General features: G+C 64.1%; 25 protein-coding genes. 12 read left to right on the forward strand and 13 right to left on the reverse strand.

Going from position 1 to position 21,670, the window contains the following annotated elements:
• The first annotated feature begins 59 nt into the window (after window positions 1-59).
• Window positions 60-500 carry a YbbD-related protein gene (locus AC3WTC_RS14895; RefSeq protein WP_032976924.1) on the forward strand — a complete coding sequence of 147 codons (441 nt, stop codon included), beginning with the start codon at window positions 60-62 and terminating at the stop codon, window positions 498-500.
• A 121-nt stretch (window positions 501-621) separates the two neighbouring features.
• On the opposite strand, the gene AC3WTC_RS14900 is transcribed toward AC3WTC_RS14895, so the two are convergent.
• Together AC3WTC_RS14900 and AC3WTC_RS14905 are read right to left on the reverse strand one after the other, a co-directional pair.
• Entirely contained in the window at window positions 622-1,098 is a 477-nt protein-coding gene (locus AC3WTC_RS14900; RefSeq protein WP_025874555.1) for a hypothetical protein, read from the reverse strand.
• Window positions 1,099-1,144: 46 nt separating this feature from the next.
• Entirely contained in the window at window positions 1,145-1,501 is a 357-nt protein-coding gene (locus tag AC3WTC_RS14905) for a hypothetical protein (protein ID WP_492711779.1), read from the reverse strand.
• A gap of 1,192 nt (window positions 1,502-2,693) precedes the next feature.
• Between AC3WTC_RS14905 and AC3WTC_RS14910 the strand changes: the two genes are divergently transcribed.
• The 3 genes from AC3WTC_RS14910 to AC3WTC_RS14920 all read left to right on the forward strand — a co-directional run bounded on the left by AC3WTC_RS14910 (window position 2,694) and on the right by AC3WTC_RS14920 (window position 5,328).
• A complete protein-coding gene (locus tag AC3WTC_RS14910; RefSeq protein ID WP_492711780.1) occupies window positions 2,694-3,062 on the forward strand; it encodes a 4-fold beta flower protein in 369 nt (122 codons plus the stop codon).
• Between the two features lie 309 nt (window positions 3,063-3,371).
• Window positions 3,372-4,349 (forward strand): HNH endonuclease, encoded by a 978-nt coding sequence (locus AC3WTC_RS14915; protein WP_492711782.1) that lies wholly within the window; start codon window positions 3,372-3,374, stop codon window positions 4,347-4,349.
• 532 nt (window positions 4,350-4,881) lie between these two features.
• Window positions 4,882-5,328 carry a DUF4279 domain-containing protein gene (locus tag AC3WTC_RS14920; RefSeq protein WP_492711783.1) on the forward strand — a complete coding sequence of 149 codons (447 nt, stop codon included), beginning with the start codon at window positions 4,882-4,884 and terminating at the stop codon, window positions 5,326-5,328.
• On the opposite strand, the gene arr is transcribed toward AC3WTC_RS14920, so the two are convergent.
• Both arr and AC3WTC_RS14930 read right to left on the reverse strand, forming a co-directional pair.
• Entirely contained in the window at window positions 5,321-5,755 is a 435-nt protein-coding gene (gene arr / locus AC3WTC_RS14925) for an NAD(+)--rifampin ADP-ribosyltransferase (RefSeq protein ID WP_492711785.1), read from the reverse strand. The two genes, AC3WTC_RS14920 and arr, sit on opposite strands and share 8 nt — an antisense overlap.
• Before the next feature lie 125 nt (window positions 5,756-5,880).
• Window positions 5,881-6,081: an accessory factor UbiK family protein gene (locus tag AC3WTC_RS14930; RefSeq protein WP_317219929.1), complete on the reverse strand. Its 201-nt coding sequence runs from the start codon at window positions 6,079-6,081 to the stop codon at window positions 5,881-5,883.
• A 175-nt stretch (window positions 6,082-6,256) separates the two neighbouring features.
• On the opposite strand from AC3WTC_RS14930, the gene AC3WTC_RS14935 reads away from it, so the two are divergent.
• The gene (locus AC3WTC_RS14935) at window positions 6,257-6,685 is read left to right on the forward strand and encodes a hypothetical protein (protein WP_492711786.1); all 429 of its coding nucleotides are present in this window, start codon (window positions 6,257-6,259) and stop codon (window positions 6,683-6,685) included.
• Between the two features lie 116 nt (window positions 6,686-6,801).
• Here AC3WTC_RS14935 and ubiK read toward each other — a convergent pair whose 3' ends face one another.
• The gene (gene ubiK / locus AC3WTC_RS14940) at window positions 6,802-7,056 is read right to left on the reverse strand and encodes a ubiquinone biosynthesis accessory factor UbiK (RefSeq protein ID WP_080149656.1); all 255 of its coding nucleotides are present in this window, start codon (window positions 7,054-7,056) and stop codon (window positions 6,802-6,804) included.
• Between the two features lie 157 nt (window positions 7,057-7,213).
• On the opposite strand from ubiK, the gene AC3WTC_RS14945 reads away from it, so the two are divergent.
• Window positions 7,214-7,552: a P-II family nitrogen regulator gene (locus tag AC3WTC_RS14945; RefSeq protein ID WP_079223976.1), complete on the forward strand. Its 339-nt coding sequence runs from the start codon at window positions 7,214-7,216 to the stop codon at window positions 7,550-7,552.
• Window positions 7,553-7,676: 124 nt separating this feature from the next.
• Here AC3WTC_RS14945 and AC3WTC_RS14950 read toward each other — a convergent pair whose 3' ends face one another.
• Window positions 7,677-8,336 carry an RIO1 family regulatory kinase/ATPase domain-containing protein gene (locus AC3WTC_RS14950; protein WP_032951715.1) on the reverse strand — a complete coding sequence of 220 codons (660 nt, stop codon included), beginning with the start codon at window positions 8,334-8,336 and terminating at the stop codon, window positions 7,677-7,679.
• Between the two features lie 441 nt (window positions 8,337-8,777).
• Between AC3WTC_RS14950 and AC3WTC_RS14955 the strand changes: the two genes are divergently transcribed.
• Window positions 8,778-9,683, forward strand: a complete 906-nt coding sequence (locus tag AC3WTC_RS14955) for an aspartyl/asparaginyl beta-hydroxylase domain-containing protein (RefSeq protein WP_049465655.1) — start codon at window positions 8,778-8,780, stop codon at window positions 9,681-9,683.
• A 108-nt stretch (window positions 9,684-9,791) separates the two neighbouring features.
• Here AC3WTC_RS14955 and speE read toward each other — a convergent pair whose 3' ends face one another.
• Window positions 9,792-10,643, reverse strand: a complete 852-nt coding sequence (gene speE / locus AC3WTC_RS14960) for a polyamine aminopropyltransferase (RefSeq protein WP_025874562.1) — start codon at window positions 10,641-10,643, stop codon at window positions 9,792-9,794.
• Between the two features lie 179 nt (window positions 10,644-10,822).
• On the opposite strand from speE, the gene speA reads away from it, so the two are divergent.
• Together speA and AC3WTC_RS14970 are read left to right on the forward strand one after the other, a co-directional pair.
• A complete protein-coding gene (gene speA / locus AC3WTC_RS14965) occupies window positions 10,823-12,712 on the forward strand; it encodes an arginine decarboxylase (protein WP_431602191.1) in 1,890 nt (629 codons plus the stop codon).
• A gap of 43 nt (window positions 12,713-12,755) precedes the next feature.
• Entirely contained in the window at window positions 12,756-13,076 is a 321-nt protein-coding gene (locus AC3WTC_RS14970; protein WP_025874564.1) for a DUF6122 family protein, read from the forward strand.
• A 118-nt stretch (window positions 13,077-13,194) separates the two neighbouring features.
• Here AC3WTC_RS14970 and AC3WTC_RS14975 read toward each other — a convergent pair whose 3' ends face one another.
• Genes AC3WTC_RS14975 through AC3WTC_RS14985 form a run of 3 tightly spaced genes read right to left on the reverse strand, consistent with a single transcriptional unit; the run spans window position 13,195 to window position 15,460 of the window.
• On the reverse strand, window positions 13,195-14,514 hold the full coding sequence (locus AC3WTC_RS14975; protein WP_492711788.1) for an ATP-binding protein: 1,320 nt from the start codon (window positions 14,512-14,514) through the stop codon (window positions 13,195-13,197).
• Window positions 14,511-15,170: a response regulator transcription factor gene (locus AC3WTC_RS14980; protein ID WP_025874566.1), complete on the reverse strand. Its 660-nt coding sequence runs from the start codon at window positions 15,168-15,170 to the stop codon at window positions 14,511-14,513. The genes AC3WTC_RS14975 and AC3WTC_RS14980 overlap by 4 nt, the downstream gene beginning before the upstream one ends.
• Window positions 15,170-15,460, reverse strand: coding sequence for a PepSY domain-containing protein (locus AC3WTC_RS14985; RefSeq protein WP_025874567.1), 291 nt, complete (start codon window positions 15,458-15,460; stop codon window positions 15,170-15,172). Before AC3WTC_RS14985 ends, AC3WTC_RS14980 begins: the two co-directional genes overlap by 1 nt.
• Window positions 15,461-15,617: 157 nt before the next feature.
• On the opposite strand from AC3WTC_RS14985, the gene AC3WTC_RS14990 reads away from it, so the two are divergent.
• On the forward strand, window positions 15,618-16,052 hold the full coding sequence (locus AC3WTC_RS14990) for a PepSY domain-containing protein (RefSeq protein WP_025874568.1): 435 nt from the start codon (window positions 15,618-15,620) through the stop codon (window positions 16,050-16,052).
• Window positions 16,053-16,203: 151 nt separating this feature from the next.
• Here the strand turns inward: AC3WTC_RS14990 and AC3WTC_RS14995 are convergent, their stop codons facing one another.
• The 3 genes from AC3WTC_RS14995 to AC3WTC_RS15005 form a co-directional block, all read right to left on the reverse strand.
• A complete protein-coding gene (locus AC3WTC_RS14995) occupies window positions 16,204-16,695 on the reverse strand; it encodes a hypothetical protein (RefSeq protein WP_025874569.1) in 492 nt (163 codons plus the stop codon).
• A 125-nt stretch (window positions 16,696-16,820) separates the two neighbouring features.
• Window positions 16,821-18,029 carry an NAD(P)/FAD-dependent oxidoreductase gene (locus tag AC3WTC_RS15000; protein ID WP_492711790.1) on the reverse strand — a complete coding sequence of 403 codons (1,209 nt, stop codon included), beginning with the start codon at window positions 18,027-18,029 and terminating at the stop codon, window positions 16,821-16,823.
• Between the two features lie 12 nt (window positions 18,030-18,041).
• Window positions 18,042-18,536, reverse strand: coding sequence for a lipocalin family protein (locus AC3WTC_RS15005; RefSeq protein WP_025874571.1), 495 nt, complete (start codon window positions 18,534-18,536; stop codon window positions 18,042-18,044).
• Window positions 18,537-18,718: 182 nt separating this feature from the next.
• Here AC3WTC_RS15005 and AC3WTC_RS15010 point away from each other — a divergent pair, with 182 nt between their 5' ends.
• Together AC3WTC_RS15010 and AC3WTC_RS15015 are read left to right on the forward strand one after the other, a co-directional pair.
• Window positions 18,719-18,967, forward strand: a complete 249-nt coding sequence (locus tag AC3WTC_RS15010) for a hypothetical protein (protein ID WP_025874572.1) — start codon at window positions 18,719-18,721, stop codon at window positions 18,965-18,967.
• Between the two features lie 90 nt (window positions 18,968-19,057).
• Complete coding sequence (locus tag AC3WTC_RS15015; protein WP_051501681.1) at window positions 19,058-21,484, forward strand: DUF3772 domain-containing protein; 2,427 nt, start codon at window positions 19,058-19,060, stop codon at window positions 21,482-21,484.
• Window positions 21,485-21,670: the final 186 nt, after the last annotated feature.

Raw genomic sequence — 21,670 nt, forward strand, 5'->3', positions numbered from 1 at the left:
ATCTGCGGGAGCTATCGTCCCGGTGGAAACTTCCCCTACTGATGACTTGCATGCCTCCAATGAACACTCGCAAGCTCTTCCTGATGGTCACGCTGGCACTCGCACTTTCTGGCTGCTCGGAAGTTGCAAGCACTCAATATGCAGACCGAAACCAAGCCGTTTCGAGACAGGCAATCGGCGAATCGAAGTGGTTGCCCGGCTGGTTGCCTGAGGATGCTGTCAACATACAAGAGACGCACGACATGGACACCAATGAGTCGTGGTTGGTCTTTCGTTTAACCAGCGGGATTCTTACCTTGCCTGAAGACTGCACGCTGGCAAGCAGGCCGGAGATGCCGGACGCGCGAGTCATGCGGCGGTTTCCCCAGTTCGCCCGAAGCGCTTGGTCGCGCGCTTCAAATTACGCCGAAAAGTTCTACCTGTGTCCGGAGGGCAATGCTGGTCGCTGGGTCATGCATGATGAAGAAATGGACCTTGTTTACAGCAGAGTGAAGTTCTGAGACCGATGTCCGGGCGCTCAAGTTCGATCACGAACGGCAACCCTCTTCGTCCGAACGTGGACTCCCTCAACGTAGTCAGGCCGACGTCCCCCCGATTTTGAGTAGCATGGCGATTTGGAGTTCAAGCTCTAGTTGGACACCGCTGCCCATCAGGAACCGCCCCACTGAAGCGCCCAAACAGCGCTTCGATCCACGATGTTCCTGCACTCTCCACTAGCAACGCGCCCTGGCTCTGGTGGTAGTCCAACCATCGCTCGAAACTGAGGCGCAGGCGCTCGATATCCGGTGCCCGCGTAAGTGCATCGGCGGGCACACGGATCAGCACGCGTGAGGGGGCATTCTCCACGTCCATCACCAGGACGCCCTTGCAGCGGATCTCGAAGGACGTCACCCCGGCATAGCGCGTGTGCAGTTCAAAGCCCTCATCTGCTTTGGCGGTCACGAAGCCGAGTGCATCACTGTGCAGCAGCCGGTAGTCGGCTGGCTGCAGCTTCTGGTAGGCCCACACCTGATCGCCCGCTGGCTCCGGCCACCCCGCCCATACCGCGCCGATCACCGCGATGCACACCGCCGCCGCGGCAAGCCCACGCTTCTTCATTCATCACCCCGCACAAAGACAGAACGTCACGCCCACAAGCGCGCCCTCAGTCCTGTGGCCGCACGCGTTCGTGGATGAAGGCCGTGAGTGCGATGTCGGCCATCACCAGCCCTTCCATCACCCGGTCGCCCACGTACTGGTCGGGCTCGCCGTTCTGGCGCGTGCGTTCGGCCGCCAGCAGGATCTCCTGCACAATGCGCTGGCCCGTCAGCGCGCAGTCGGCGTCGGACAACGCCATCTGCCGGCTGCGCAGATGATGGCGCTCGGGCCAGGGCTGACCGTTTGCGGCAGCGCCGGCACCGATGCTGTGCAGGATGGCGATGAGGCTGTTGGGGTCCAGGGCAGGGGTGGGCGAGGGCGCTTCCTGGATGGGGCGTGGGGGAGGGGAGTGCGGCTTGGTCATGGCAGGCTCCGTGCAAGCAGGCAGAAGCCGCCACCGATTAAGGTGGCGGACGATGCGTGGCTCGAAAACCGGGCTAGGGACAAACCGGCGGGTACAAGACCCCCACGCACCGCCCGCCATAGCCGGCAGACGGATTGCCAGCCGGCACCACGCGTGGCGGTGCCGGCTGACAAGCGTAAAAACAACATCCCTAGAACTCGGGTTTTCGACGCCCGGCCACCCGTTGTCGGTGGCTCTACCAGAGTTGCCTGATGTTGTTTGGAATGCCAAGGGGTTGGGGCCAAAGCCGCCAAAGCCTGAGACGTTTTTGGCATTGTCGCATAGCGTGTAAAGTGGCGAGAGCGTTGTGTTACGGGAAGACTGGCACTTCTGGAACGGAGTCGTCAGAACCTTCCGCCAAAGACGCAGGGTGCGGCAAATGCGACAGCATTGGTCCGACGGCAATGTGTGATCGCCCGCGCGATGGAACCGGTGCGACGGCCGCTGATGGGTGCCGCGTACTTCGCGACTTTCTACCTACTGGTCCGACAGGGCGTCAGGCAGAATCCGACTGCCGCTGTAGACACCCGGAGTGGCGCTGCCCGCAGTGGGAAGGTTTTGTAGCATTTGAACGGATTCCACCGACTGGCGCATTCCAAAGATGGACCACTGTGTCACGCCGCAGCTGACTTCTCGCTTCCACAGGTCTGATCCCCCTTCCCTGGTTTCTGGCCTGAACCCGCGTTGCCCCCGAGTTTACGCCGGGTCACAACCAGCTTGTGCGAGCTGCTACGGGCAGTCGCTCCTCCAAAAGTTTGCGCCAAGATCGCCGCTAGCGGCTGTGGCATGAGGTTCGTCGCGTTTGCCACCGGGTTATGGTGGGAATCCGGTCGGCGGATTGCCGTCAGTGTCGCCTGCTGGACGGTACTTGGCATTTCCGCGTTGGTCTGGCCCATCGACCGGACGACACATATTTTTAATCCATCGGTATTGCAAGCATCATTGCGGTTTCGCACATCAGGACTGAACTCGTGCTTTGCCAATCGAGCATGGCAGTAGCCTCGGCTATACGCTGGCTTGTTAACTAGATCCGACCGGCCTAAGATTGATCTAAGTCCAGGGGAAATCCCTCCATACGATGCCTTTCGTGTAGGCGATATGAGCTGTCATATGGGTCCCTCTGCTAGGTAGCTTGGCCAACAAGGAGAGTTCAATGCTGTATCCACTTTTTGACAAAGATTGCGATCTCGTAGGTTGGATTTCGCCCAATCAGCACATCTTTGATACTGACATGGATTGGGTTGCTTACATCTCAAGCCATCACGCGTGGTCTGCCGAATCTGGGGATTGGTTGGGTGCTGTCCACAACCTCCTTTGCCTGGACCAGGCCGGTCATCCGGTCGCCTGGAATCCTCAACAATCGGTGGCTGGCACTGCTAGGCCCGCGAGACCGGCTCGCGCGGCTCGCGCAGCCCGACCTGCTCGCCCCGCGCGTCCCGCAAGGCCCGCACGCCCAGCTCGGCCTGCCTCCCCTGCTGGCGGTTGGTCTGTGTTGTCGTTTTCAGCGTGGCTCGCGCAGTAGGCCTGACAGTTCATTTAATTCGAGTCCGCCGCGCGGGTCAGAATCAAAGTGCTCTGTTTGGGGCTCTGATTTGTGCGCATTAGTTGACACGCCCAGCGAGGAGCAGGGCGTGCGCTAGGTCGTAGTAAGGGATAGCACCGCCGCAATGGGACATATATAGCCTTCGTCTGGGTGCGCTGGGATGGATATTCGGGATGTCAAGTGATTGAATTTCTTATTTTTTCATAAATTGCCCATGTTCGCGAGCCGAAAGCGGAACTCGTGCTGGGTCGAAGGTGGTCTGGCCAGTAAAACTATAATTAAAAAATCATGTCAATCTCCGTAAAAACACAAAAGATGCTTTGGGGGCGTGCCGCGAATCGTTGCGCTATCTGTCGCGATGAGCTTGTGATGGATGCAGGTGAGACTGATGACGAGTCTGTTGTAGGAGAGGCATGTCATATTGTCGCGTCTAGTGTTGATGGGCCACGTGGAGATTCGCCGCTTGCGCCGGAACAGCGGGACAAATATGCAAATCTGATATTGCTCTGCAATGTCCATCATAAGCAGATTGACGACCAGTTCAACGAGTTTTCAATCGAGAGGCTAGTTACGCTCAAAAGAACTCATGAAAATTGGGTCCGAGCGCAGCTTGGATTTGACACGGCAAAACAACGCGATGATGAATTCTATGCGGGAGTTGTCGATGAGTGGGGATCGCGTATCGATTTAGATCGCTGGATTAATCGTGCCTCCCCCATCCTTTGTGGTGGCCAGCCGTCAATCGACAAGGAGCTTCTTCAGTCTTTGGAGGACATCAGAGCATGGCTGCTCTCTAGGCATTGGCCAGGCAGATATCCAGCTATTGAATCTGCTTTTCTAAACTTCAGAATGATAGCCCAAGATTTCTGTAGGACGTTCAATGAGCATGCCGTGCCTAGGTGGGAAACCTCGTGGCATACGGAGAAATTTTACAAGATCCCTCAATGGGATCCGCCGCTCTACAGCAGGCTTAGCGCGGAATTTGACTACCATGTTTCGCTTGTTTGCGACCTCATGCTTGAGTTGACTCGTTCCGTCAATTACGTTGTTTCATCTGTTCGGGACGGATTAATGCCTAGCTACAGGTCAAAAGAGGGGGTTGTATTAATTCAAAGTGGCCCGCTTATGGATCTTTCATACAACACTTATCGCGTCGAGTATCGTGGCACGGAAAGAACTGCGCAGCCTTACCCGGGGCTCACTCAGTTCAAAGTCGATCGAGAAGGCAGAGATATCAACTTCGGTAAAGAGTTGGTAGAGGACTAATAATTAATTTAGCTCGACGCTGCTTCGTGATACGAGCGGATTCAGGTGGTGGGTCTCACAGGGGGGGCATGTGGCGAGCTTCGAGTTCATGGTAAATCAGTCGTTTCTGCACGCTTCTGGCCATCCCATTACCATTCCAAGGAGTCAGCTCGCCCATGACGAGTTGCTATCTCTCAATCTGGATCACAAAGATGTCCTAGTTATGCTCCCGCAAGGGGAGCGGTACGAGGCCGAGATCTATCATGGCACTGCCGGATATGGTGAGTACTATCAAATCCGCTTCATCGGTAGCAGCCGTGGCCTTCCAAGCTACCTGAAGCTCAATGACCAGCTGCTTGTCATGCTAGAGAAGGCTGCGGGCCGTAGTCACGCAACGTTGGCGTATCGGGCGTGAGCTTCGCGATTCATTCTGACTGAGATCACTTCGTGAGTGGCCTGAACTTGGCGTTGCGAATGTCCGCTTTGCGGCGAAAGCTCACAGTGACGAGGCGTACGGATTGTAAGAGCTCCAGAAGATGACAACTGGATCCCAATGGCAGCATTCGATCATTCTCTGGTAACACTCCGATTCTTCGGGAGCGACCTCCTGCCAGATGAAATTACTGCCTTGCTTGGGGCGACTCCAACCGCTTCGTATCACAAGGGCCAGGAACTTAAAGGCAGCCAATCAGGCGTCGTACGTGTCGCCAGGACCGGAGGCTGGCGACTTGATGCGGAGCGTCGTGAACCTGAAGACTTGGAAGTTCAGATCTTCGAGATCCTTGATCAGCTCACCAGTGATCTCGCCATATGGAACTCACTTGAGCGGTTTCGACCTGATCTGTTCTGTGGTCTTTTCATGGGAAGCAGCAATGATGGTGTCTCGCTTTCCCCGCGGGTTCTGCTCGCGCTAGGTCAGCGCGGCATCGAGCTCGGGCTGGACATCTATGATGCCGAGGAAGAGGTGCGCAACGCCCAGCGCCAACAGGTCATCAATTGATGATCTCCCCACTCCCCGAAGCCACAAACGCCCTCAACTGCCGAACGAACTCCGCATCGTAGGCTTCCCACTCCGCAATCTCCCCAACAATCCGCAACGGCTCCACACTCCGATACGACCGCGTCGGATTCCCAGCAAACTTCTTGTTGGTCACATTCGGATCGTCTTCAAACGGCCCGGTCGGCTCCACAACATACACACGCGGTCGCCCCTCACCTCGAGCCATCTCTGCAGCCAGCCCGGCGCCCTTGGCAATCGTGGTGAAGTAGATGTGGTTCATCACCACGCTGTGGCGATAGTTGGAGCGGAAGCCCGCGCTCAGCAGCTCGCCCACCGCGAGATCAGCGCGGGTGCCGTGATAGAACGGCCCCGTAACCTGGTCGCAGGTGTCATGCGATACGGGTGTCCATTCGGTGTCCGGTGTCATCAGCACTGCCCCTACCTGTCCTGCCGGATCGACAGGCCGGCGAGTCTAGGGCGCCGGGCGGGCCTTGCGGCAAGGCCCCATCAGGGAAATAATCTGTAGGTGGGAGGCGCGGTGCGCCTCCTTTTTCATTCTGCCTTGCCGCGGCCTTCCAGCTCGCGCACCGCCGTTTCCAGCGCATCCAGCTTCTCGCGGGTCTTCAATAACACGGCGCGCTGCACTTCAAATTCCTCGCGGGTCACCAGGTCCAGCTTGGCCAGGCCGGCCTGCAGCGCGCTCTTGAAGGTGGCCTGCAGCTCCTCGCGGGATTCGCGCGGGCTCGGCGGCACCCGGTGGTTTCGCGCCGGCTGCGTGCAAGCGCTATGCTCCGGGCCGGGGTACAGCAGAACGCCGCCGTAAGGGCGTGTCGTGTACACGCTGTTTCGGGCCTCAGCCCAAGAGCGTTGAGGGTTCCGTCAAGTGCTGGGAAGCACGTCAGCAAAGGACCGCGAAGGACAAATGACCATGAAGCCAGCGTGTGCCGCGTTTGTGCTGACCCTGATGCTGCCTGCATGCGCGCATCGTGTCGCGACCACGGTGGAGGTAGAGCCCCGCGACGAATTACTGTGCGCCATCGCGGGCAACCCCAGCCAACACGATGGGGAAGAGGTTGTGTTGTCCGCAACTTACATAACGGATAACCGGCACTTCGAGATGTTGCGCAATTCCCATTGCGGCGAGGGTGGGCACATCCTGGTGATCGGCAGGCATGGGTCGTCCGATTCGGTCAAGCGGTTCTACGCGGAACAGAAGCGCATCTGCTTGAAGCGCGATGCTCCAGCGGTGTGCAACACCACGGCCGTCGTGGAGGTATCTGGGCGGGTACGGCTGCAGCCGGAGGGCCTCGTTGTCTTGGACATTGAGGAGGTCCGGTCGTTCCGGTTCAATGAGTAAGCCGCTGCCCCGGGCAGATACTGCGTGTAGACCATGCTGGAGTGAGCTCGTTGGGCATGACACGAAAAGGCCTGCAATCGCGGGCCTTGTTGTTCACCGCCGCAGGGGCGGTCCACTCAGCCGGCGTCGCTGCGGCCCTGTTCCAGCTCGCGCACCGCCGTTTCCAGCGCATCCAGCTTCTCGCGGGTCTTCAGCAACACCGCACGCTGCACTTCAAACTCCTCGCGGGTCACCAGGTCCAGCTTGGCCAGGCCGGCCTGCAGTGCGCTCTTGAAGGTGGCCTGCAGCTCCTCGCGCGATTCGCGCAGGCCCGGCGGCACCAGGTCGCTGAGGCGACGGGCGAGGTCATCGATTTGGTTCAGGTCGATCATGGGTGCTCCGTGGGGTGGTGGGCCTGCGCATCCGGCGCGGCCACGGCTGTTCGGCGCTAAGGATACTGCCGGCCTCGGCCTGCCGGACAGGCGCTGCGGGTTTCGCACCGGCCGCGTTCAGGCGCTATCCTCCACGCCGGAATACAGGAGATAGACGATGAAGATGGTCATGGCGGTGATCAAGCCGTTCAAGCTCGACGACGTGCGCGAAGCGCTGGCCGAGCGCGGGGTTACCGGGATCACGGTGACGGAAGTGAAGGGCTTCGGTCGCCAGAAGGGCCATACCGAGCTGTACCGCGGCGCCGAGTACGTGGTCGACTTCCTGCCGAAGGTGAAGCTGGAAGTGGCGGTGACCGACGATCAGGTGGAGCTGGTGGTGGAAGCCATCGTGAAGGCGGCCGGCACCGGCAAGATCGGCGACGGCAAGGTGTTCGTGTACGACCTGGGCAGTGTGGTGCGTATTCGTACCGGTGAGCTGGACGCGGACGCGTTGTAAGCCGGTTGTGCGCGTAGGGCGGGGTTTGCGTCGCCGGAACGAAGAGCGGTCGAGCAAGCTCGACCTCTACCGGTAAAGCGGGTGAAGCGGTCGAGCAAGCTCGACCCCCACCAGAGCGAAGCGCCTACCGACGCTTGGCCCACTTGTAGAACCGCTTCCAGCCTTGGCGCACAGCCGCCACCCAACCGGGGTCGGCCACCATGGCCGCCTGCGCAGGGCTCGGCGCCTGCCCGGTCACGCGCTGGCGCATCTTCAGCAGGTTCTTCATGTCGCTGCGGCTCAGCTGCCGGCTCAGCGGGTTGCGGCGCAGCCAGCGCGGTACGCGCCAGGCTGAGGTGAAGTCGAGCAGTACCGGTACGCCGGCGCTGACCACCACGTTGGTGCCATGCAGGTCGTTGTGGGTGATGCCGGCGGCATGCAGGCGGCTCAGCGCGTGCTGCAGCTGTTCGAACACTTCATTGCCCACGGCCTGCGCGGTGCTCAACGTCTGGCCGGGGATGAATTCCATGCCCAGGGCCAGGCCACCGAGTGTGCCGAGCAGGGCCGGGGCGTGCTTCCAGCCGCCCAGCCGCTCCAGCATGCGTGCCTCGCGGCGCACCATCAGCCGGGCGATCGGCGACACCGGGGTGCCACGGTAGCGGGAGTAGTCCTTCACCACCGCCGGACGGCCGTCCAGGCAGGTGCGGTAGACATCGGGAGCGAGGAAACGCTCGCCGCGCTTGAGCAGCAGCGGCGCCACGGCGTCATCGCCGCAGGACGGGGAGGGAGTGATGGAAGGGATCATGTGGGGTCTCGGGCGACCCGGTGGGCGGCGCTGAAGCGTCAAGCGAACCGGTACGACGGGGGGAACTGGCTAAACTTTCGTTAAGTCAATTTTAGTACCGGCAAGTTCGCTATTCCACGATTTGTCGGAGAAATGTCGGCGTCGTGGCTGGAACAGTTCGTCGCGCTTTTTCGGACAATTCTGTCTCACTTTTAGAAAAGCAATTTAATTTCAATAGCTTGCAGATGCGTCCGGCAGCGCTCGCGGCGCAGCGCTGCGGCGCACGCACGCTTGGCTTGACCCCGGCGCACGGCCTGCCGACCATAAGCTGTTACACGCGACATCGACGGCCGCACCCACCCGGCACGTCCCCGTCTCCTGCCGCGTTCCCCCACTGATGCCGGCCCTGCGGCCGCATCGCCCTGTTTCCCTGTCCGGCGCGTGCTGGAGGAAAGTGCTTTGATCATCAAAATCGTACTTGCGGCGCTGTTCGTGTCCTGCGTGCTGTACATCCACTTCCGTGGCAAGGTCCGTGCGCGCTGGTCGCGCCAGCTGCTGGACCACTCCAGCTTCATGGCTCCGATCAACGTGGTCATGTACATGTTCTCCAAGGTGCCGACCACGCCGTTCCTGGACCCGGGCAAGGAATTCCCGCAGCTGGAGCCGCTGCGGCAGAACTGGCAGATGATCCGCGACGAGGCACTGGCGCTGCGCGATGCGCAGGCGATCGCTGCCTCCAGCACGTTCAATGATGCCGGCTTCAATTCGTTCTTCCGCCGCGGCTGGAAGCGCTTCTACCTGAAGTGGTACGGCCCCTCGCACCCGTCGGCCAAGGCGATGTGCCCCAAGACCACCGCGCTGCTGGAATCGCTGCCGGACGTGCGCGCGGCGATGTTCGCGCAGCTGCCCTCGGGCAGCGAGCTGCGCCCGCACCGCGACCCGTTCGCCGGTTCGCTGCGCCTGCACCTGGGCCTGGCCACGCCCAACAACGACGCCTGCTACATCGAAGTGGACGGCATCAAGAAGAGCTGGCGCGACGGCGAGTGGATGATGTTCGACGAAACCTACATCCACCATGCGCACAACGAGACGCCCGATGACCGGGTGATCCTGTTCTGCGATATCGCCCGCCCGCTGCGCTTCGGCCTGCCGGGCCTGTTCAACCGCTTGGTGGCGTCCACGCTGCTGGCCGGTGGCGCCTCGCCGAACCTGCCGGGCGACCCGACCGGTGGCGTCAACAAGGCCTTCGGCAGCGTGTACAAGGTGCGGCTGAAGGCCAAGGCGCTGCGCGAGCGCAGCGTGGTGGCGTACCAGGTGATCAAGTGGGGCCTGGTGGTGGCGGTGATCGCCGGTATCTGGGCGCTGTAAGCGGACGGCCGCCGGGCATGGCCCGGCGCTACCGGAAAACGAAAAAACCCGCGCTGTCGCCAGCGCGGGTTCTTCTTTGGGTGGGTGCCGACCGTTGGTCGGCACGCCTTACTTCAGCGCCGCCTTCACGAACGGCGGGGTCACCAGCACGCCGGTGTGCAGCGCGGCGGTGTAGTACAGGGTATCGAAGGTCTTGGCGGCCGAATCGGCTTGGCGGAAGTCGAAGCTGCTGTCGCCCTTGCGCGCCAGGGTCACGCTCCACCAGCCGGTGGGGTAGCACGGCTGCGGGAACGGCAGGGTCTTGAACGAGCCGAAGCCGGCCTTGCCCATCTCGGTGCGCATTTCGTTGATCAGCTCCAGCTGCATCAGCGGCGACTCGGACTGCTGCACCAGGATGCCATCGTCCTTCAGGGCCTTGAAGCAGCTCTCGTAGAACGCCTTGTTGAACAGGCCTTCGCCCGGGCCGACCGGATCGGTCGAATCGACGATCACCACGTCCACGCTGCCGGCCGGGCAGTTGGCCATGTAGGCCACGCCGTCGTCGAACATCAGCTCGGCGCGCGGGTCGTCGTTGGAATCGCACAGTTCCGGGAAGTGCTTGCGCGCCATCACCGTCACCTGCTCGTCGATGTCGCACTGGGTCACGCTCTCCACGCCCTTGTGCTTGAGCACTTCGCGCAGGGTGCCGCAGTCGCCGCCGCCGATGATCACCACGCGCTTGGGCGCGGCGTGGGTGAACAGCACCGGGTGGCTGATCATCTCGTGGTAGAAGAAGTTGTCCTTGCTGGTCAGCATGATGGCCCCATCGATGGTCATCAGGTTGCCCCAGTCGGTGGTCTGGAAGATCTCGATCTTCTGGAACGGCGACTGCACTTCGTCCAGCTTGCCGGTGATGCGGTAGCCGATGGCCGAGCCGGTGCGCTCGAAGTGTTCGATGTACCAGTTGCTGTTGTCAGTCATGGGAAAGCATTCCTGTTCGGAGGGGATGGAGCCGGGCTGAAGGCGGGGTGCCACGCATCCGGACGGATCGGCCCGTTCAGGTTCAGACCTGCCACGGGCGCGGGCGCGCATGATAACGAACCTGTGGGCATATAGGCGTTATCATGCCCCCCCTTTTATTTGCCACAAGGCCGACTGCAATGACCGATTGGTCCCTCGACCAAGCCCGCAAGACCTACTCGATCCCGCACTGGGCGGATGGCTATTTCGACGTGGATCAGGCCGGGCACATGGTGGTGAGACCGACCGGGGCGGATGGCCCGGTGGTGTCGCTGCCCAAGGTGGTCGATGCCGCGCGCGCGGCCGGTGCCAAGCTGCCGCTGCTGGTGCGCTTCCCGGACATCCTCGGCCAGCGCCTGGGCAAGCTGCAGGCGGCGTTCGCCCAGGCCCAGCAGGATTGGGACTACCCGGGCGGCTACACCGCCGTGTACCCGATCAAGGTGAACCAGCACCGCGGCGTGGCCGGCACCCTGGCCAGCCACCACGGTGAAGGCTTCGGCCTGGAAGCGGGCAGCAAGCCGGAGCTGATGGCCGTGCTGGCGCTGTCGCGCCCGGGTGGCCTGATCGTCTGCAACGGCTACAAGGACCGCGAGTACATCCGCCTGGCGCTGATCGGCCGCAAGCTGGGCCTGCAGACCTTCATCGTCATCGAGAAGCCGTCCGAGCTGAAGCTGGTGCTGGAAGAATGCAAGGCGCTGGACGTGAAGCCGGGCCTGGGCGTGCGCATGCGCCTGGCCTCGCTGGGCGCCGGCAAGTGGCAGAACAGCGGTGGCGACAAGGCCAAGTTCGGGCTGTCGCCGCGCCAGCTGCTGGACCTGTGGAAGTCGCTGCGCGATACCGAATACGCCGACTGCCTGAGCCTGCTGCACTTCCACATGGGCTCGCAGATCTCCAACGTGCGCGACATCGCCAACGGCATGCGCGAAGCCACCCGTTACTTCGTCGAGCTGTCACAGCTGGGTGCGAAGATCACCCACGTCGACGTGGGCGGTGGCCTGGGCGTGGACTACGAAGGCACCCGTTCGCGCAGCTTCTGCTCGATCAACTACGGCCTCAATTCGTACGCCAGCAACATCGTGCAGCCGCTGGCCAATGCCTGCGAAGAACACGGCCTGACCCCGCCGCGCATCGTCACCGAGTGTGGCCGCGCGATGACCGCGCACCACGCGGTGCTGATCGCCAACGTGTCTGAAGTGGAACAGGCGCAGGAAGGCCGCGTGCCGGACCAGCACGACGACGAGCCGGCCTCGATCCGCCACCTGCGCGAGATCCACGAAGAACTGGACGTGCGCCCGGCGGTGGAGCTGTTCCAGGAAGCACAGCACTTCCATGCCGAAGGCCTGTCCAGCTATGCGCTGGGCCAGATCGACCTGCCGCAGCGTGCGCGCATCGACGATCTGTTCTATGCCATCGCCCATGGCGTGCGTGCGCGCCTGAGCTACGACGAGAAGAGCCATCGCCCGGCGCTGGATGAACTGAACGAGCGCCTGGTCGACAAGTACTTCGTCAACTTCAGCGTGTTCGAATCGATTCCCGATGCGTGGGCGATCGACCAGGTGTTCCCGATCGTGCCGATCGAGCGCTTGAACGAGATGCCGGATCGCCGCGGCATCATCGCCGACATGACCTGCGATTCCGATGGCATGGTCAAGACCTACGTCGAGAACGAAAGCCTGGACAGCTCGCTGCCGCTGCACGCGATCAAGCACGGCGAAAGCTACCGCATCGGTTTCTTCATGGTCGGTGCCTACCAGGAAATCCTCGGCGACATCCACAACCTGTTCGGCGATACCGACGCGGTGGAAGTGCTGGCCGATGCCGATGGCTATGCCATCACCCAGCAGCGTCGCGGCGATACCACCGACGTGATGCTGGACTACGTGGGCTACAAGCTGGATGACCTGCGTGCGGCCTACGCCGAACGCGTGGCATCGGCGGACCTGTCGCCGGAGCGCGCGCAGGAATTGTCCGAAGCGCTGGAAGCGGGCCTGACCGGTTACACCTACCTGTCCGACGAACCGTTGATCTGAGGGTGACGGGAACGCCGGGCATGGCCCGGCGCTACCGGTGCTGATGAGCGCCCGCGCGATCTTTCATCTGTTCCTGCATGCCGCCGTGCCAGCCCTGCTGGCATGGCTGTTCTGGCGCAAGCGCTTCGCCTCGGCGTGGGTGTTGCTGCTGCTGGGCTGGATCATCGATCTGGACCACCTGCTGGCCGATCCGATCTACGCCCCGAACCGCTGCAGCATCGGCTTCCACCCGCTGCATACCGCACCGGCGATTGCCGTGTATGCGGGCCTGTGCGTGCCGAAGAAAACGCGGCTGGTGGGCATCGGTTTGATGATCCACATCGTGCTGGATGCCATCGACTGCTGGTGGATGCATCACCGTTGAGGCTTGGTAGATGCCGACCTTGGTCGGCGCTCTTGATGCGTGTCGACCACGGTCGACACCTGCCGGCGCGCGCATGATCCGGTAGCGCCGGGCCATGCCCGGCGAGCGCAGCGGCGCGTCACCCCATCGGCAACCACAACGTGGCGCGCAATCCCGGGTGTGCATTCTCCAGCGCCAGCCATCCACCATAACTGGCGGCGATATCACCCACGATGGCCAGGCCCAGGCCGCTGCTGTTTTCGCGCTCATCCAGCCGCACGCCACGCTGGGTCACCTGCGCCAGCGCCTCGGCTGCCAGCCCCGGACCGTCGTCGCGCACATCAATGCGCAACTGTTCGTCGTCCACGCGCGCAGTGACTGTCACCTCCCGCTGTGCCCACTTGCCGGCGTTGTCGAGCAGGTTGCCAAGCATCTCTTCCAGGTCGGCGCTGGCACCGGCGAACTGCAGGTCGTCGGCAATGCCTTCGGCCTGGAACTGCAGCGCACGGTCGCCATGCACGCGCGCCATCAACCCGCACAGCGCCTGTGCCACCGTGGCCACCGGCGTGCGTTCGCGATGGTCGGCGGTCAGCCCGGCGGCAAGGTAGCGATCGACGCTGGCCTGCATGCGTGCGCCCTGTTCGCGCAGCGTCGCGCGCCACGCGCGGCCCTCGCCATCGGCTTCGGCGGCGAGCACGCTCAGCGGTGTCTTCAGCGCATGCGCCAGATCCTGTGCGCTGGTGCGGGCGCGGCCCACCATCCGTTGCTGGTGGTCGAGCAGGGTATTGAGCTCTTCGCCGAGCGGTGCGATTTCAGCGCCCAATCCGGCCGTATCGATGCGCTGTGCATCGCCGCGGCGCACGCGTTCCAGCTGCGCACCGAGACGCTGCAGGGGCCGCAGACCGAAATGTACCTGGCTGGCCAGTACCGCCAGCCACGCCGCCACCAGCACGGCCAACGCCATTGCGCTGCGCTGGCGGAATGCGGCGACGTCCGCATCCAGTGCACTGCGGTCGGTGGCGACCACGGCGACATAGGGTTGGTTCGCGCGGGGCAGGCGCACCGGCTGCACGCGCGCGCGCAGCGATTGCTGCAGCGGGCCCGGCAGATTGCGTTCGGCTGCGCCAGTGGCGGCCACTGGCAGCGTTTCGTCCCACAACGAACGTGACTGCAGCAGCACCTTGCCGCTGCCATCGGCGATCTGCCAGTACGCGCCGGAGAACACGCGCTGGAAGCGCGCATCGTTGGGTTCCTGGCGCAGCTGCAGCTGGCCATCGGCATCGATCTCGGCCTGCGCCAGCAGGGTCAGCATGTCCTGCTGCAGTTCGTTGTCCAGGCGGTCGCGCGCGCTGCGCTTGAACAGTTCGCCCAGCAGCGCACTGGCCAGTGCCGAGACCAGCAGCAGGCCAATGCCACCGGCCAGCAGCAGCCGGCGTCGCAATGACGGTTGCCGGCTCACGGCGCGGCCAACCGCCAGCCCTGGCCGCGTACGGTCTGGATCAGGTCGGTGCCGAGCTTGCGGCGCACCCGCCCCAGCAATACGTCCAGCGCATTCGAATCGGGGTCGTGACCGCCATCGAACACATGTTCGCCCAGGCGGTCGCGGCCGATCACCTGGCCGCTGTGGTGGATGAAGTAGCTCAGCAGGCGGAATTCCTGCGGGCTCAGCGCCAACGCCTGGCCATCCAGGTCGAAGCGCCCGGCATTGACGTCCAGCTGCAGCGGACCGCACTGCAACCGTGGACTGGCATGGCCGTGGCTGCGGCGGATCAGCGCGCGCAGGCGCAGCACCAGTTCGTCGGCCTGGAAGGGTTTGGTCAGGTAGTCGTCGGCGCCGGCGTCGAAGCCGGCCAGCTTGTCGTGCCAGCGCCCGCGCGCGGTCAGCACCAGCACCGGAAAGTCGCGGCCGTTGCCGCGCCAGCGTTCGATCACGCTCAGGCCGTCCAGCCCGGGCAGGCCCAGATCGACGATGGCGGCCTGCAGGTCTTCCACCTGGCCGATCTCCTCGGCCTGGCGACCATCGGCCACCACCTCGACCACGTAACCGGCCTGCTCCAGCAGCGGCTGCAGGCGCTCTGCCAATGCGGCATCGTCTTCGGCCAACAGGATGCGCATCAGTCGTCCAGCTCCGTCTTCAACAGCCTGCCGTTGCGCGCATCATAGTCCAGCTCCACCACCACGCCGTCGGCGCGCAGGATCTCCACTTCGTACACGCCATCGTCCAGTTCCACTTCCAGCAGCTGGCCGGGGTGGCGCTTGAGTGCATCGCGCACCACGCCTTCCAGCGGCACGTAGCGGCCCTGCTGCACCGCGCGGCGCGCGACCTGCTGCGCCGGGTCTTGGGCAGGGCCGGCGGCGGTCGGGGCGCTGGCCAGGGCCAGCAGCAGGGACAGGGAGGGCAGGATCGGCACGTGAGTGGCTGGAAGCATGGGGAACAAGTGACAGGCGCGAGTGTGCCGCGGCCGACTAACGGTTGGCTAACAGCGCCGGCTAGGCCGCTGTTAACCACGCCGTGCATCGTGGCGTTGCCGGGATGGTCCGGCACCGAACAGGAGAACCCCCATGTTGAAGTCGCTCACCCTCGCCACCGTTGTCGCCCTGGCCGTGGCCCCCGCCGTACAGGCGGCACCGCTGGGCATGGCCCAGGTCGAACAGACGCTGCGCAAGGCCGGCTACACCCAGATCCATGAGATCGAGCGGGATGATGGCCTGTGGGAAGCCGATGTCAGCCGTGCCGATGGTCGCTTCAGCGAGGTGTATGTGGACCCGAAGACCGGCGAGATCTTCGACGAGCACGATGGGCGTGCGCAGCTGAGCACCGAGCAGGTGCTGGCCAAGGCGCAGTCGCAGGGCCTGCGCGAGATCCATTCGCTGGAACGCGATGGTGCGACGTGGTCGCTGGAAGCGCGCAATGCCCGCAACCAGAAGGTGGAAGTGCGCCTGAGCGGTCATGACGGCCGCATCCTGCACAGCGAGCGCGATGGCTGGCTGGATTGACGCCTGCTTCGGGATGGGGCGTGTCGCTGGTAGCGCCGGGCCATGCCCGGCGAGCGCAGCGGACGCATCAGGCCGCCGGGCATGGCCCGGCGCTACCTTCCGCTGTTACCAGTAGAGGCCGACCTTGGTCGGCCCAGGCCCGACGCGGGGCTTACCAGCCGTAAGGCGGCGGGTAATCCCAATAGCCCGGGCCACCACCGTAATACCCACCACCGCCGTACGGCCCGAAGAAGCCCGGGCCCTTGCCTTCGCTCACGTGGATGTTGACGTTGACCCCACGGGTCTTGCCTTCATCGTTGGTGTAGTTCTTGCTGAGATTCAGCGTGGCGGCGTTGTAGTGGGTATTGCCGTAATTCTTGGCATAGCCGATGCCGGTGGTGAAGCTGCCGGAGACCTTGACCTTGTCGTCCTGCACGTCGGCGATCCTGCCGTCGCCGTGCACGCGCGGGCCGGTCTTGTCGCCGTAGAACGTGCCGGGCGGATCCTGTTGCAGCGTCGGATCGTTGAGATAGCGCATCGGCGTCTGCGGCACGGACAGGTCCAGGCCGGACGCCTGCGGCGCGGTGGCGCCGGCGGCGGACTGCGCCAACGCGGTCCCGGGCAGGGCGGCCAGGCACAGCAGCAGGGTCAGGGGGCGGATCATGACGGCACTCCAGCGCAGAGGGGCCGCGCAGCACGCGGCGGTACAGGCCGACGCTAGCAGGCGTTGCTTGAATGATGCCTGTCGGCGCCCGTTTGCGGTAGAGCCAGGCCATGCCTGGCTTCACGCTACAACCGCCCGAACCCGAACAGGTCCTGCAGCGGGTGCCGGCGCCGCTCGATCCGCGCCCGCAGCAGCCCGGCGCCGATCATCGAATAGGTGATGCCATTGCCACCATAGGCCATGGCGAACTGTACCCGTGGCCCCCATTGCGCATGCGGCCCGAAGAACGGCAGGCCGTCAGCGGTCTCGGCAAAGGTGCCCGCCCATGAAAACGCCGGGGTCGGCTGCAGGTGCGGGAACCATTGCAGCAGCTGCTTCATCAGTTTGCGGGCCTTGCTGTCCACCCGGCCATCGCGGCGGGCGGGAATATCGATGGCATCGTCCAGCCCGCCCACCAACAGCCTGCGGTCGCCAGTGGCACGCAGGTACAGGTAGGGGCGCGCGCTCTCCCAGACCATCGTGCGCTGCAGCCAGCCCAGTTCATCGGCGTTGATCGGGTCGGTGATGAACGCATAGCTGCTGCGGTTGCGGGCGACGCGCGGGTCCAGCCACTGCTGGTTGGCATAGCCCATCGCCAGCACCACGTGGCGGGCGCGGATCTGCATGCCGGATTCAGTGCGGGCGGTTACGCCGCGCGCGGTGGGGGTGAGGGCATGCAGCACGGTGCGGTCATGCACAGTGCCGCCGCGCCGCTGCAACCGCCGCAGCAGCCCGTAAGTGAAGCAGTAGGGATCAACCCGTGCGGCTTGGCGGGTCAGCAGGGCGCCTCCGGCATCGACGCTGAAACGTTCCTGCAGCGCATCCCGGTCCAGCCAGCGCGCATCCAGGCCGATGCCACGGCGCGCCTCGCCTTCGGCCATCAGCCGCGGTACGTCACGGCGACGGCTGGCCAGGTACAGGCTGTCCATCTGCTTGAAGTCGACGTCCTTCAGGCCGCGCGCGACCTCGCCCAATGCAGGGATCGCGTCCGCACAGGCCTGGTAGGCCAGCGCCGCAGCATCCTGGCCATACTGCGAGGCCAGCTCCAGCAGGTGGGTATCGATCTCGTACTGCAGCAGCGCGGTGCTGGCTGCGGTGCTGCCCCAGCCGATGTCACGCTGCTCGATCAGCGCAACGTCGTGGCCATGGGCCGACAGCTCATCGGCGATCAGCGCGCCGGTGATGCCACCACCGACCACCAGCACATCGCACTGCAGATCCCGTTCCAGCAGCGGAAAGGCCTGGATCAGGCCGTTGCGCACCGCCCACCACGGGTAACCACTCTTCAGGTCCATGCGAGGTCAGGCTCAGGCGGTGGGGTGGCCGGTATGCGGGGTCAGGATCAGTTCGGACAGATCGAAGCCCTGCAGGCGTGCACTGGCCAGATAATGTTCCTGCACGGTGGCATCGAGCCGGGGCTCACGTGCCAGCAGCCACAGGTACTTGCGATCCGGGCTGCCGACCAGGGCAACGCTGTAGTCCGGCGCCACCTGTATCACCCAGTAGTCACCCTTGGCGAAGGGCAGCCAGCGCAGGCCCTTGGGCAGGAAGCTGACTTCCAGCCGCGCGCTGTCGTTGTCGATCGCGCAGGCCTCACCGGTGGCTTCCTCGATCTCGCCGTCCATGCGGCAGCGGTTGGTGACGCCCACGTTGCCGTTGTCGAGCAGCTGGTAATGGGCCGACACGTCGGTGCAGCCCTCCGGCTCGTGGCGCATCGGCAGGCGGGCGATCTCGTACCAGGTGCCCAGGTAGCGGGGCAGCTTGAGGTCGGTGACGGTCTTCAGGGGAGGCAGGTCGGTCATTGTCAGGCGTGGCAGGAGAGGACCTCCACGATGCCGAGGACACTGCCACGGGCGGGTGAAGCCGGGGCGAGGGCCATGTCCAGAACATTCCGTCGCCCGGGCGGAGCGCGTGCCGTCATCGGCGCAGCGGTATGCTTCCGCCAGCGCCGCGTTTTTCCGATCCAACCGAAGTGGAGGTGCCGATGTACCAGGTGATCCTGTTGAAGAGTGAAACCCAGTTCGCCCGCGAGCAGTGGCCGCAGGTGGACGATCTGGTGGACTACGAAGGCGTGGCCTACAGCCTGCGCGCCGGGCCGCGCCAGCCGTTGCCGACCGACCACGCCTGGCACCCGATCGCGGTGTATGCGCCGGATGAGATCACCGAGGAAGAATTCCAGGACTGGTACGCGCTGCAGCAGCCGCAGGTGGAAGAGCTGCGCCTGAAGTACTGAGCCGCAACCAGCGGCCAGCGCCTGCGCATCCGCCGTTTACAGTACCTGCCGTATAGTCGCGCGCAGGCGCGGTGGTCCGCGCAAAACGGTGTGGCTGGCTTGTCTTCCTTCTTCCGAACGATCCTGGTGCGTGGCCCCTGGTTGGCCCTGCTGTTGTGCTGCACGCTGCTGCTGGCTGTGCCGGCGCTGGCCCAGGATGACGACCCCACGCCCAAGCAGCAGCTGGCGCAGATCGACAGCACGCTGAAGGATGTTGAGCGCAAGCGTGTTGATGCCGAAGCCACCGAAACGCTGGGCACGCTTTCGGAAAATGCGTCACAGGCCAAGCGTGATGCCGAGGCGCTGGAAAAGACCCTGCAGCCGCAGCTGGACCAGCTCAACGAGCAGCTGACGCAGCTGGGCGAGGCGCCCAAGGACACCACTGAACCGCCGGAGCTGGCGGCGCAGCGGCGCACGCTGACGCGCCAGCGCGATGCCCTGGCGGCATCGATTGCCCAGGCCAAGTCCAGTGCCGTCCGTGCGCAGCAGTTGAGCGCGGACATCGACAAGCAGCGCAACGCGCAGCGCACCGAGGAACTGGGGCGCAAGGTCGCCTCGCCACTGTCGCCAACGCTGTGGCGGCAGGTGGCCGACCAGTTGCCGAACGATATCGCCCGGGTCACCCCTTTGGCCCAGCAGGGCCGGGCCGCGCTGACCACGGCCATTGCCACCCATGGCTGGGGCACGTTGCTGCTGGGGCTGGCGGCGGCACTGGTAATGATGTTCCCGTTGCGCCTGTGGCTGCGCGCGCTGGGGCGCCGGTTCGCTGCGTCCGAGCGTGCCCCCGACGGCCGCCTGCGCCGCTCTGGTCTGGCCATGTGGTTGCTGCTGGTGGGCACCCTGCTGCCCGGCTACGCCGTGGTGGTGCTGGTGGCTGCGCTGGATGCCATCGGCGCGATTCCGCCGCGCTTGCAGAGCGTGGCCGAAGGCGTACAGGCGGCGACGTTTGCCGCGGCCTTCATTTCCGCGCTCAGCGCCTGCCTGCTGGTGCCCAAGCGGCCTTCGTGGCGGCTGCTGAACCTGGATGACACCGCCGCGCTGAAACTACGCAAGTACGCCTGGGGTGCCGCAGCACTGGCCTGGCTGAGCACGGTGCTGGTGGCCATCGATCGCGCCACCCGCACCAGCGACGTCACTACGGTGGCGCTGGACGGCGTGATCGCGCTGACCTATCTGGGCCTGATCATGGCCATGCTGGTGACCCTGGCGCGCCTGCATCGGCGCCAGACCGCCGAGGCCGAGGCGAAGCTGGAAGCGCAGGCCGACGGCCAGGGCGCGGCCGTTCCGGTGCGGCGCAGCAGCTGGCTGGTGCTGGCACGGGTGGCCGGCAACATCGCCGTGGTGGCCGCGATCATCGCCACCCTGATGGGCTATGTGAACTTCGCCAAGTTCGTCAACCAGCAGCTGATCGGCGGCAGCATCGTGGTGCTGGCGGCGACGCTGCTGTTCAAGTTCGTCGACGATTTCTCCACCTGGCTGCTCAACGCCGACAGCAAGGTCGGCCAGACCATCCTGCTCAGCACCGGCCTGAGCGTGTCGCGGCTGGAGCAGGCCGGTGTGCTGCTGTCTGCCGTGCTGCGCACGTTCGTGGTGCTGATCGCGCTGCTGGCACTGGCGGCGCCGTTCGGCAACATCGGCTCGGTGGTCGAGCGCGTCGCTTCGCTGGCCAACGGCATTTCCATCGGCGACATCACGCTCAAGCCTGCGCGTATCGCCATCGCCCTGCTGGTGATGCTGGTCGGGTTGGGGCTGACGCAGCTGCTGCAGCGCTGGTTGACCGACACCTACCTGCCCAAGACCGAACTGGACCTGGGCGCGCGCAATTCAATCAGCACGATCACCCGCTACGTGGGCATCATCCTGGTGGCGCTGTGGGCGCTGACCGCCATGGGCCTGAACCTGAAGAACCTGGCGTTGCTGGTCAGTGCGCTCTCGGTAGGTATCGGCTTCGGCCTGCAGGCGATCATCCAGAACTTCGTCTCCGGCCTGATCCTGCTGACCGAGCGGCCGGTGAAGATCGGTGACTGGGTGAAGCTGGGCGATCAGGAAGGCGACATCCGCCGCATCAACGTGCGCTCCACCGAGATCCAGGTGAGCGACAAGTCCACCTTGATCGTGCCCAATTCCGAGTTGATCACCAAGACCATCCGCAACATGACGATGGGCAACAACCAGGGGCGCATCCAGATCCAGTTCGCGGTGCCGGCCAGCACCGATGTCGCGGGCCTGCGGCAGGCGTTGCTGGATGCCTACGGTGCCCACAACACGGTGCTGCAGCAGCCGGCGCCGTCGGTGTACATCGACAGCATCGCTGGCGGCCAGATCACCATCAACAGCTTCGCCTACGTGGCCAGCCCGCGGCAGGTGTATGGCACGCGCAGCGATCTGTATTTCAGCCTGCTGCAGATCCTGGCCGAGCGGAACATCCCGCTGTCCACGCCGACCGACATCCACATCACCCGCGATCCGCCGCAGTAACAGGGTGGGTCGGCAGGGCTGCGCCCTGCACCCGCCGAAGCGGTAGTGCCGGCCGCTGGCCGGCAACCTCAGGAGCAACAGCAACAGCAACAGCAACAGCGGGTTTCCTGTGGGATGGCGGGGTGGGTCCGGTTGCGGGGGACGCCGTAAACCCGTCCTTGGGGGCTTGGCCGCGGCATCCATGCC

This window comes from Stenotrophomonas sp. FW305-C-20-S1 (genome assembly GCF_058783335.1).

What these genes read in the sequence shown, in the direction of transcription:
- AC3WTC_RS14950 (WP_032951715.1), bottom strand. Translation starts at nt 8,336, where the DNA reads ATGATCCCTTCCATCACTCCCTCCCCGTCCTGCGGCGATGACGCCGTG.
- AC3WTC_RS14995 (WP_025874569.1), bottom strand. Translation starts at nt 16,695, where the DNA reads ATGATCCGCCCCCTGACCCTGCTGCTGTGCCTGGCCGCCCTGCCCGGG.
- AC3WTC_RS14905 (WP_492711779.1), bottom strand. Translation starts at nt 1,501, where the DNA reads ATGACCAAGCCGCACTCCCCTCCCCCACGCCCCATCCAGGAAGCGCCC.
- AC3WTC_RS15005 (WP_025874571.1), bottom strand. Translation starts at nt 18,536, where the DNA reads ATGACCGACCTGCCTCCCCTGAAGACCGTCACCGACCTCAAGCTGCCC.
- AC3WTC_RS14900 (WP_025874555.1), bottom strand. Translation starts at nt 1,098, where the DNA reads ATGAAGAAGCGTGGGCTTGCCGCGGCGGCGGTGTGCATCGCGGTGATC.
- speE (WP_025874562.1), bottom strand. Translation starts at nt 10,643, where the DNA reads ATGACTGACAACAGCAACTGGTACATCGAACACTTCGAGCGCACCGGC.
- arr (WP_492711785.1), bottom strand. Translation starts at nt 5,755, where the DNA reads ATGACACCGGACACCGAATGGACACCCGTATCGCATGACACCTGCGAC.
- AC3WTC_RS14970 (WP_025874564.1), top strand. Translation starts at nt 12,756, where the DNA reads ATGAGCGCCCGCGCGATCTTTCATCTGTTCCTGCATGCCGCCGTGCCA.
- AC3WTC_RS14935 (WP_492711786.1), top strand. Translation starts at nt 6,257, where the DNA reads ATGAAGCCAGCGTGTGCCGCGTTTGTGCTGACCCTGATGCTGCCTGCA.
- AC3WTC_RS14990 (WP_025874568.1), top strand. Translation starts at nt 15,618, where the DNA reads ATGTTGAAGTCGCTCACCCTCGCCACCGTTGTCGCCCTGGCCGTGGCC.
- AC3WTC_RS14910 (WP_492711780.1), top strand. Translation starts at nt 2,694, where the DNA reads ATGCTGTATCCACTTTTTGACAAAGATTGCGATCTCGTAGGTTGGATT.
- AC3WTC_RS15010 (WP_025874572.1), top strand. Translation starts at nt 18,719, where the DNA reads ATGTACCAGGTGATCCTGTTGAAGAGTGAAACCCAGTTCGCCCGCGAG.
- AC3WTC_RS14980 (WP_025874566.1), bottom strand. Translation starts at nt 15,170, where the DNA reads ATGCGCATCCTGTTGGCCGAAGACGATGCCGCATTGGCAGAGCGCCTG.
- ubiK (WP_080149656.1), bottom strand. Translation starts at nt 7,056, where the DNA reads ATGATCGACCTGAACCAAATCGATGACCTCGCCCGTCGCCTCAGCGAC.
- AC3WTC_RS15000 (WP_492711790.1), bottom strand. Translation starts at nt 18,029, where the DNA reads ATGGACCTGAAGAGTGGTTACCCGTGGTGGGCGGTGCGCAACGGCCTG.
- AC3WTC_RS14895 (WP_032976924.1), top strand. Translation starts at nt 60, where the DNA reads ATGAACACTCGCAAGCTCTTCCTGATGGTCACGCTGGCACTCGCACTT.
- speA (WP_431602191.1), top strand. Translation starts at nt 10,823, where the DNA reads ATGACCGATTGGTCCCTCGACCAAGCCCGCAAGACCTACTCGATCCCG.
- AC3WTC_RS14945 (WP_079223976.1), top strand. Translation starts at nt 7,214, where the DNA reads ATGAAGATGGTCATGGCGGTGATCAAGCCGTTCAAGCTCGACGACGTG.
- AC3WTC_RS14915 (WP_492711782.1), top strand. Translation starts at nt 3,372, where the DNA reads ATGTCAATCTCCGTAAAAACACAAAAGATGCTTTGGGGGCGTGCCGCG.
- AC3WTC_RS14920 (WP_492711783.1), top strand. Translation starts at nt 4,882, where the DNA reads ATGGCAGCATTCGATCATTCTCTGGTAACACTCCGATTCTTCGGGAGC.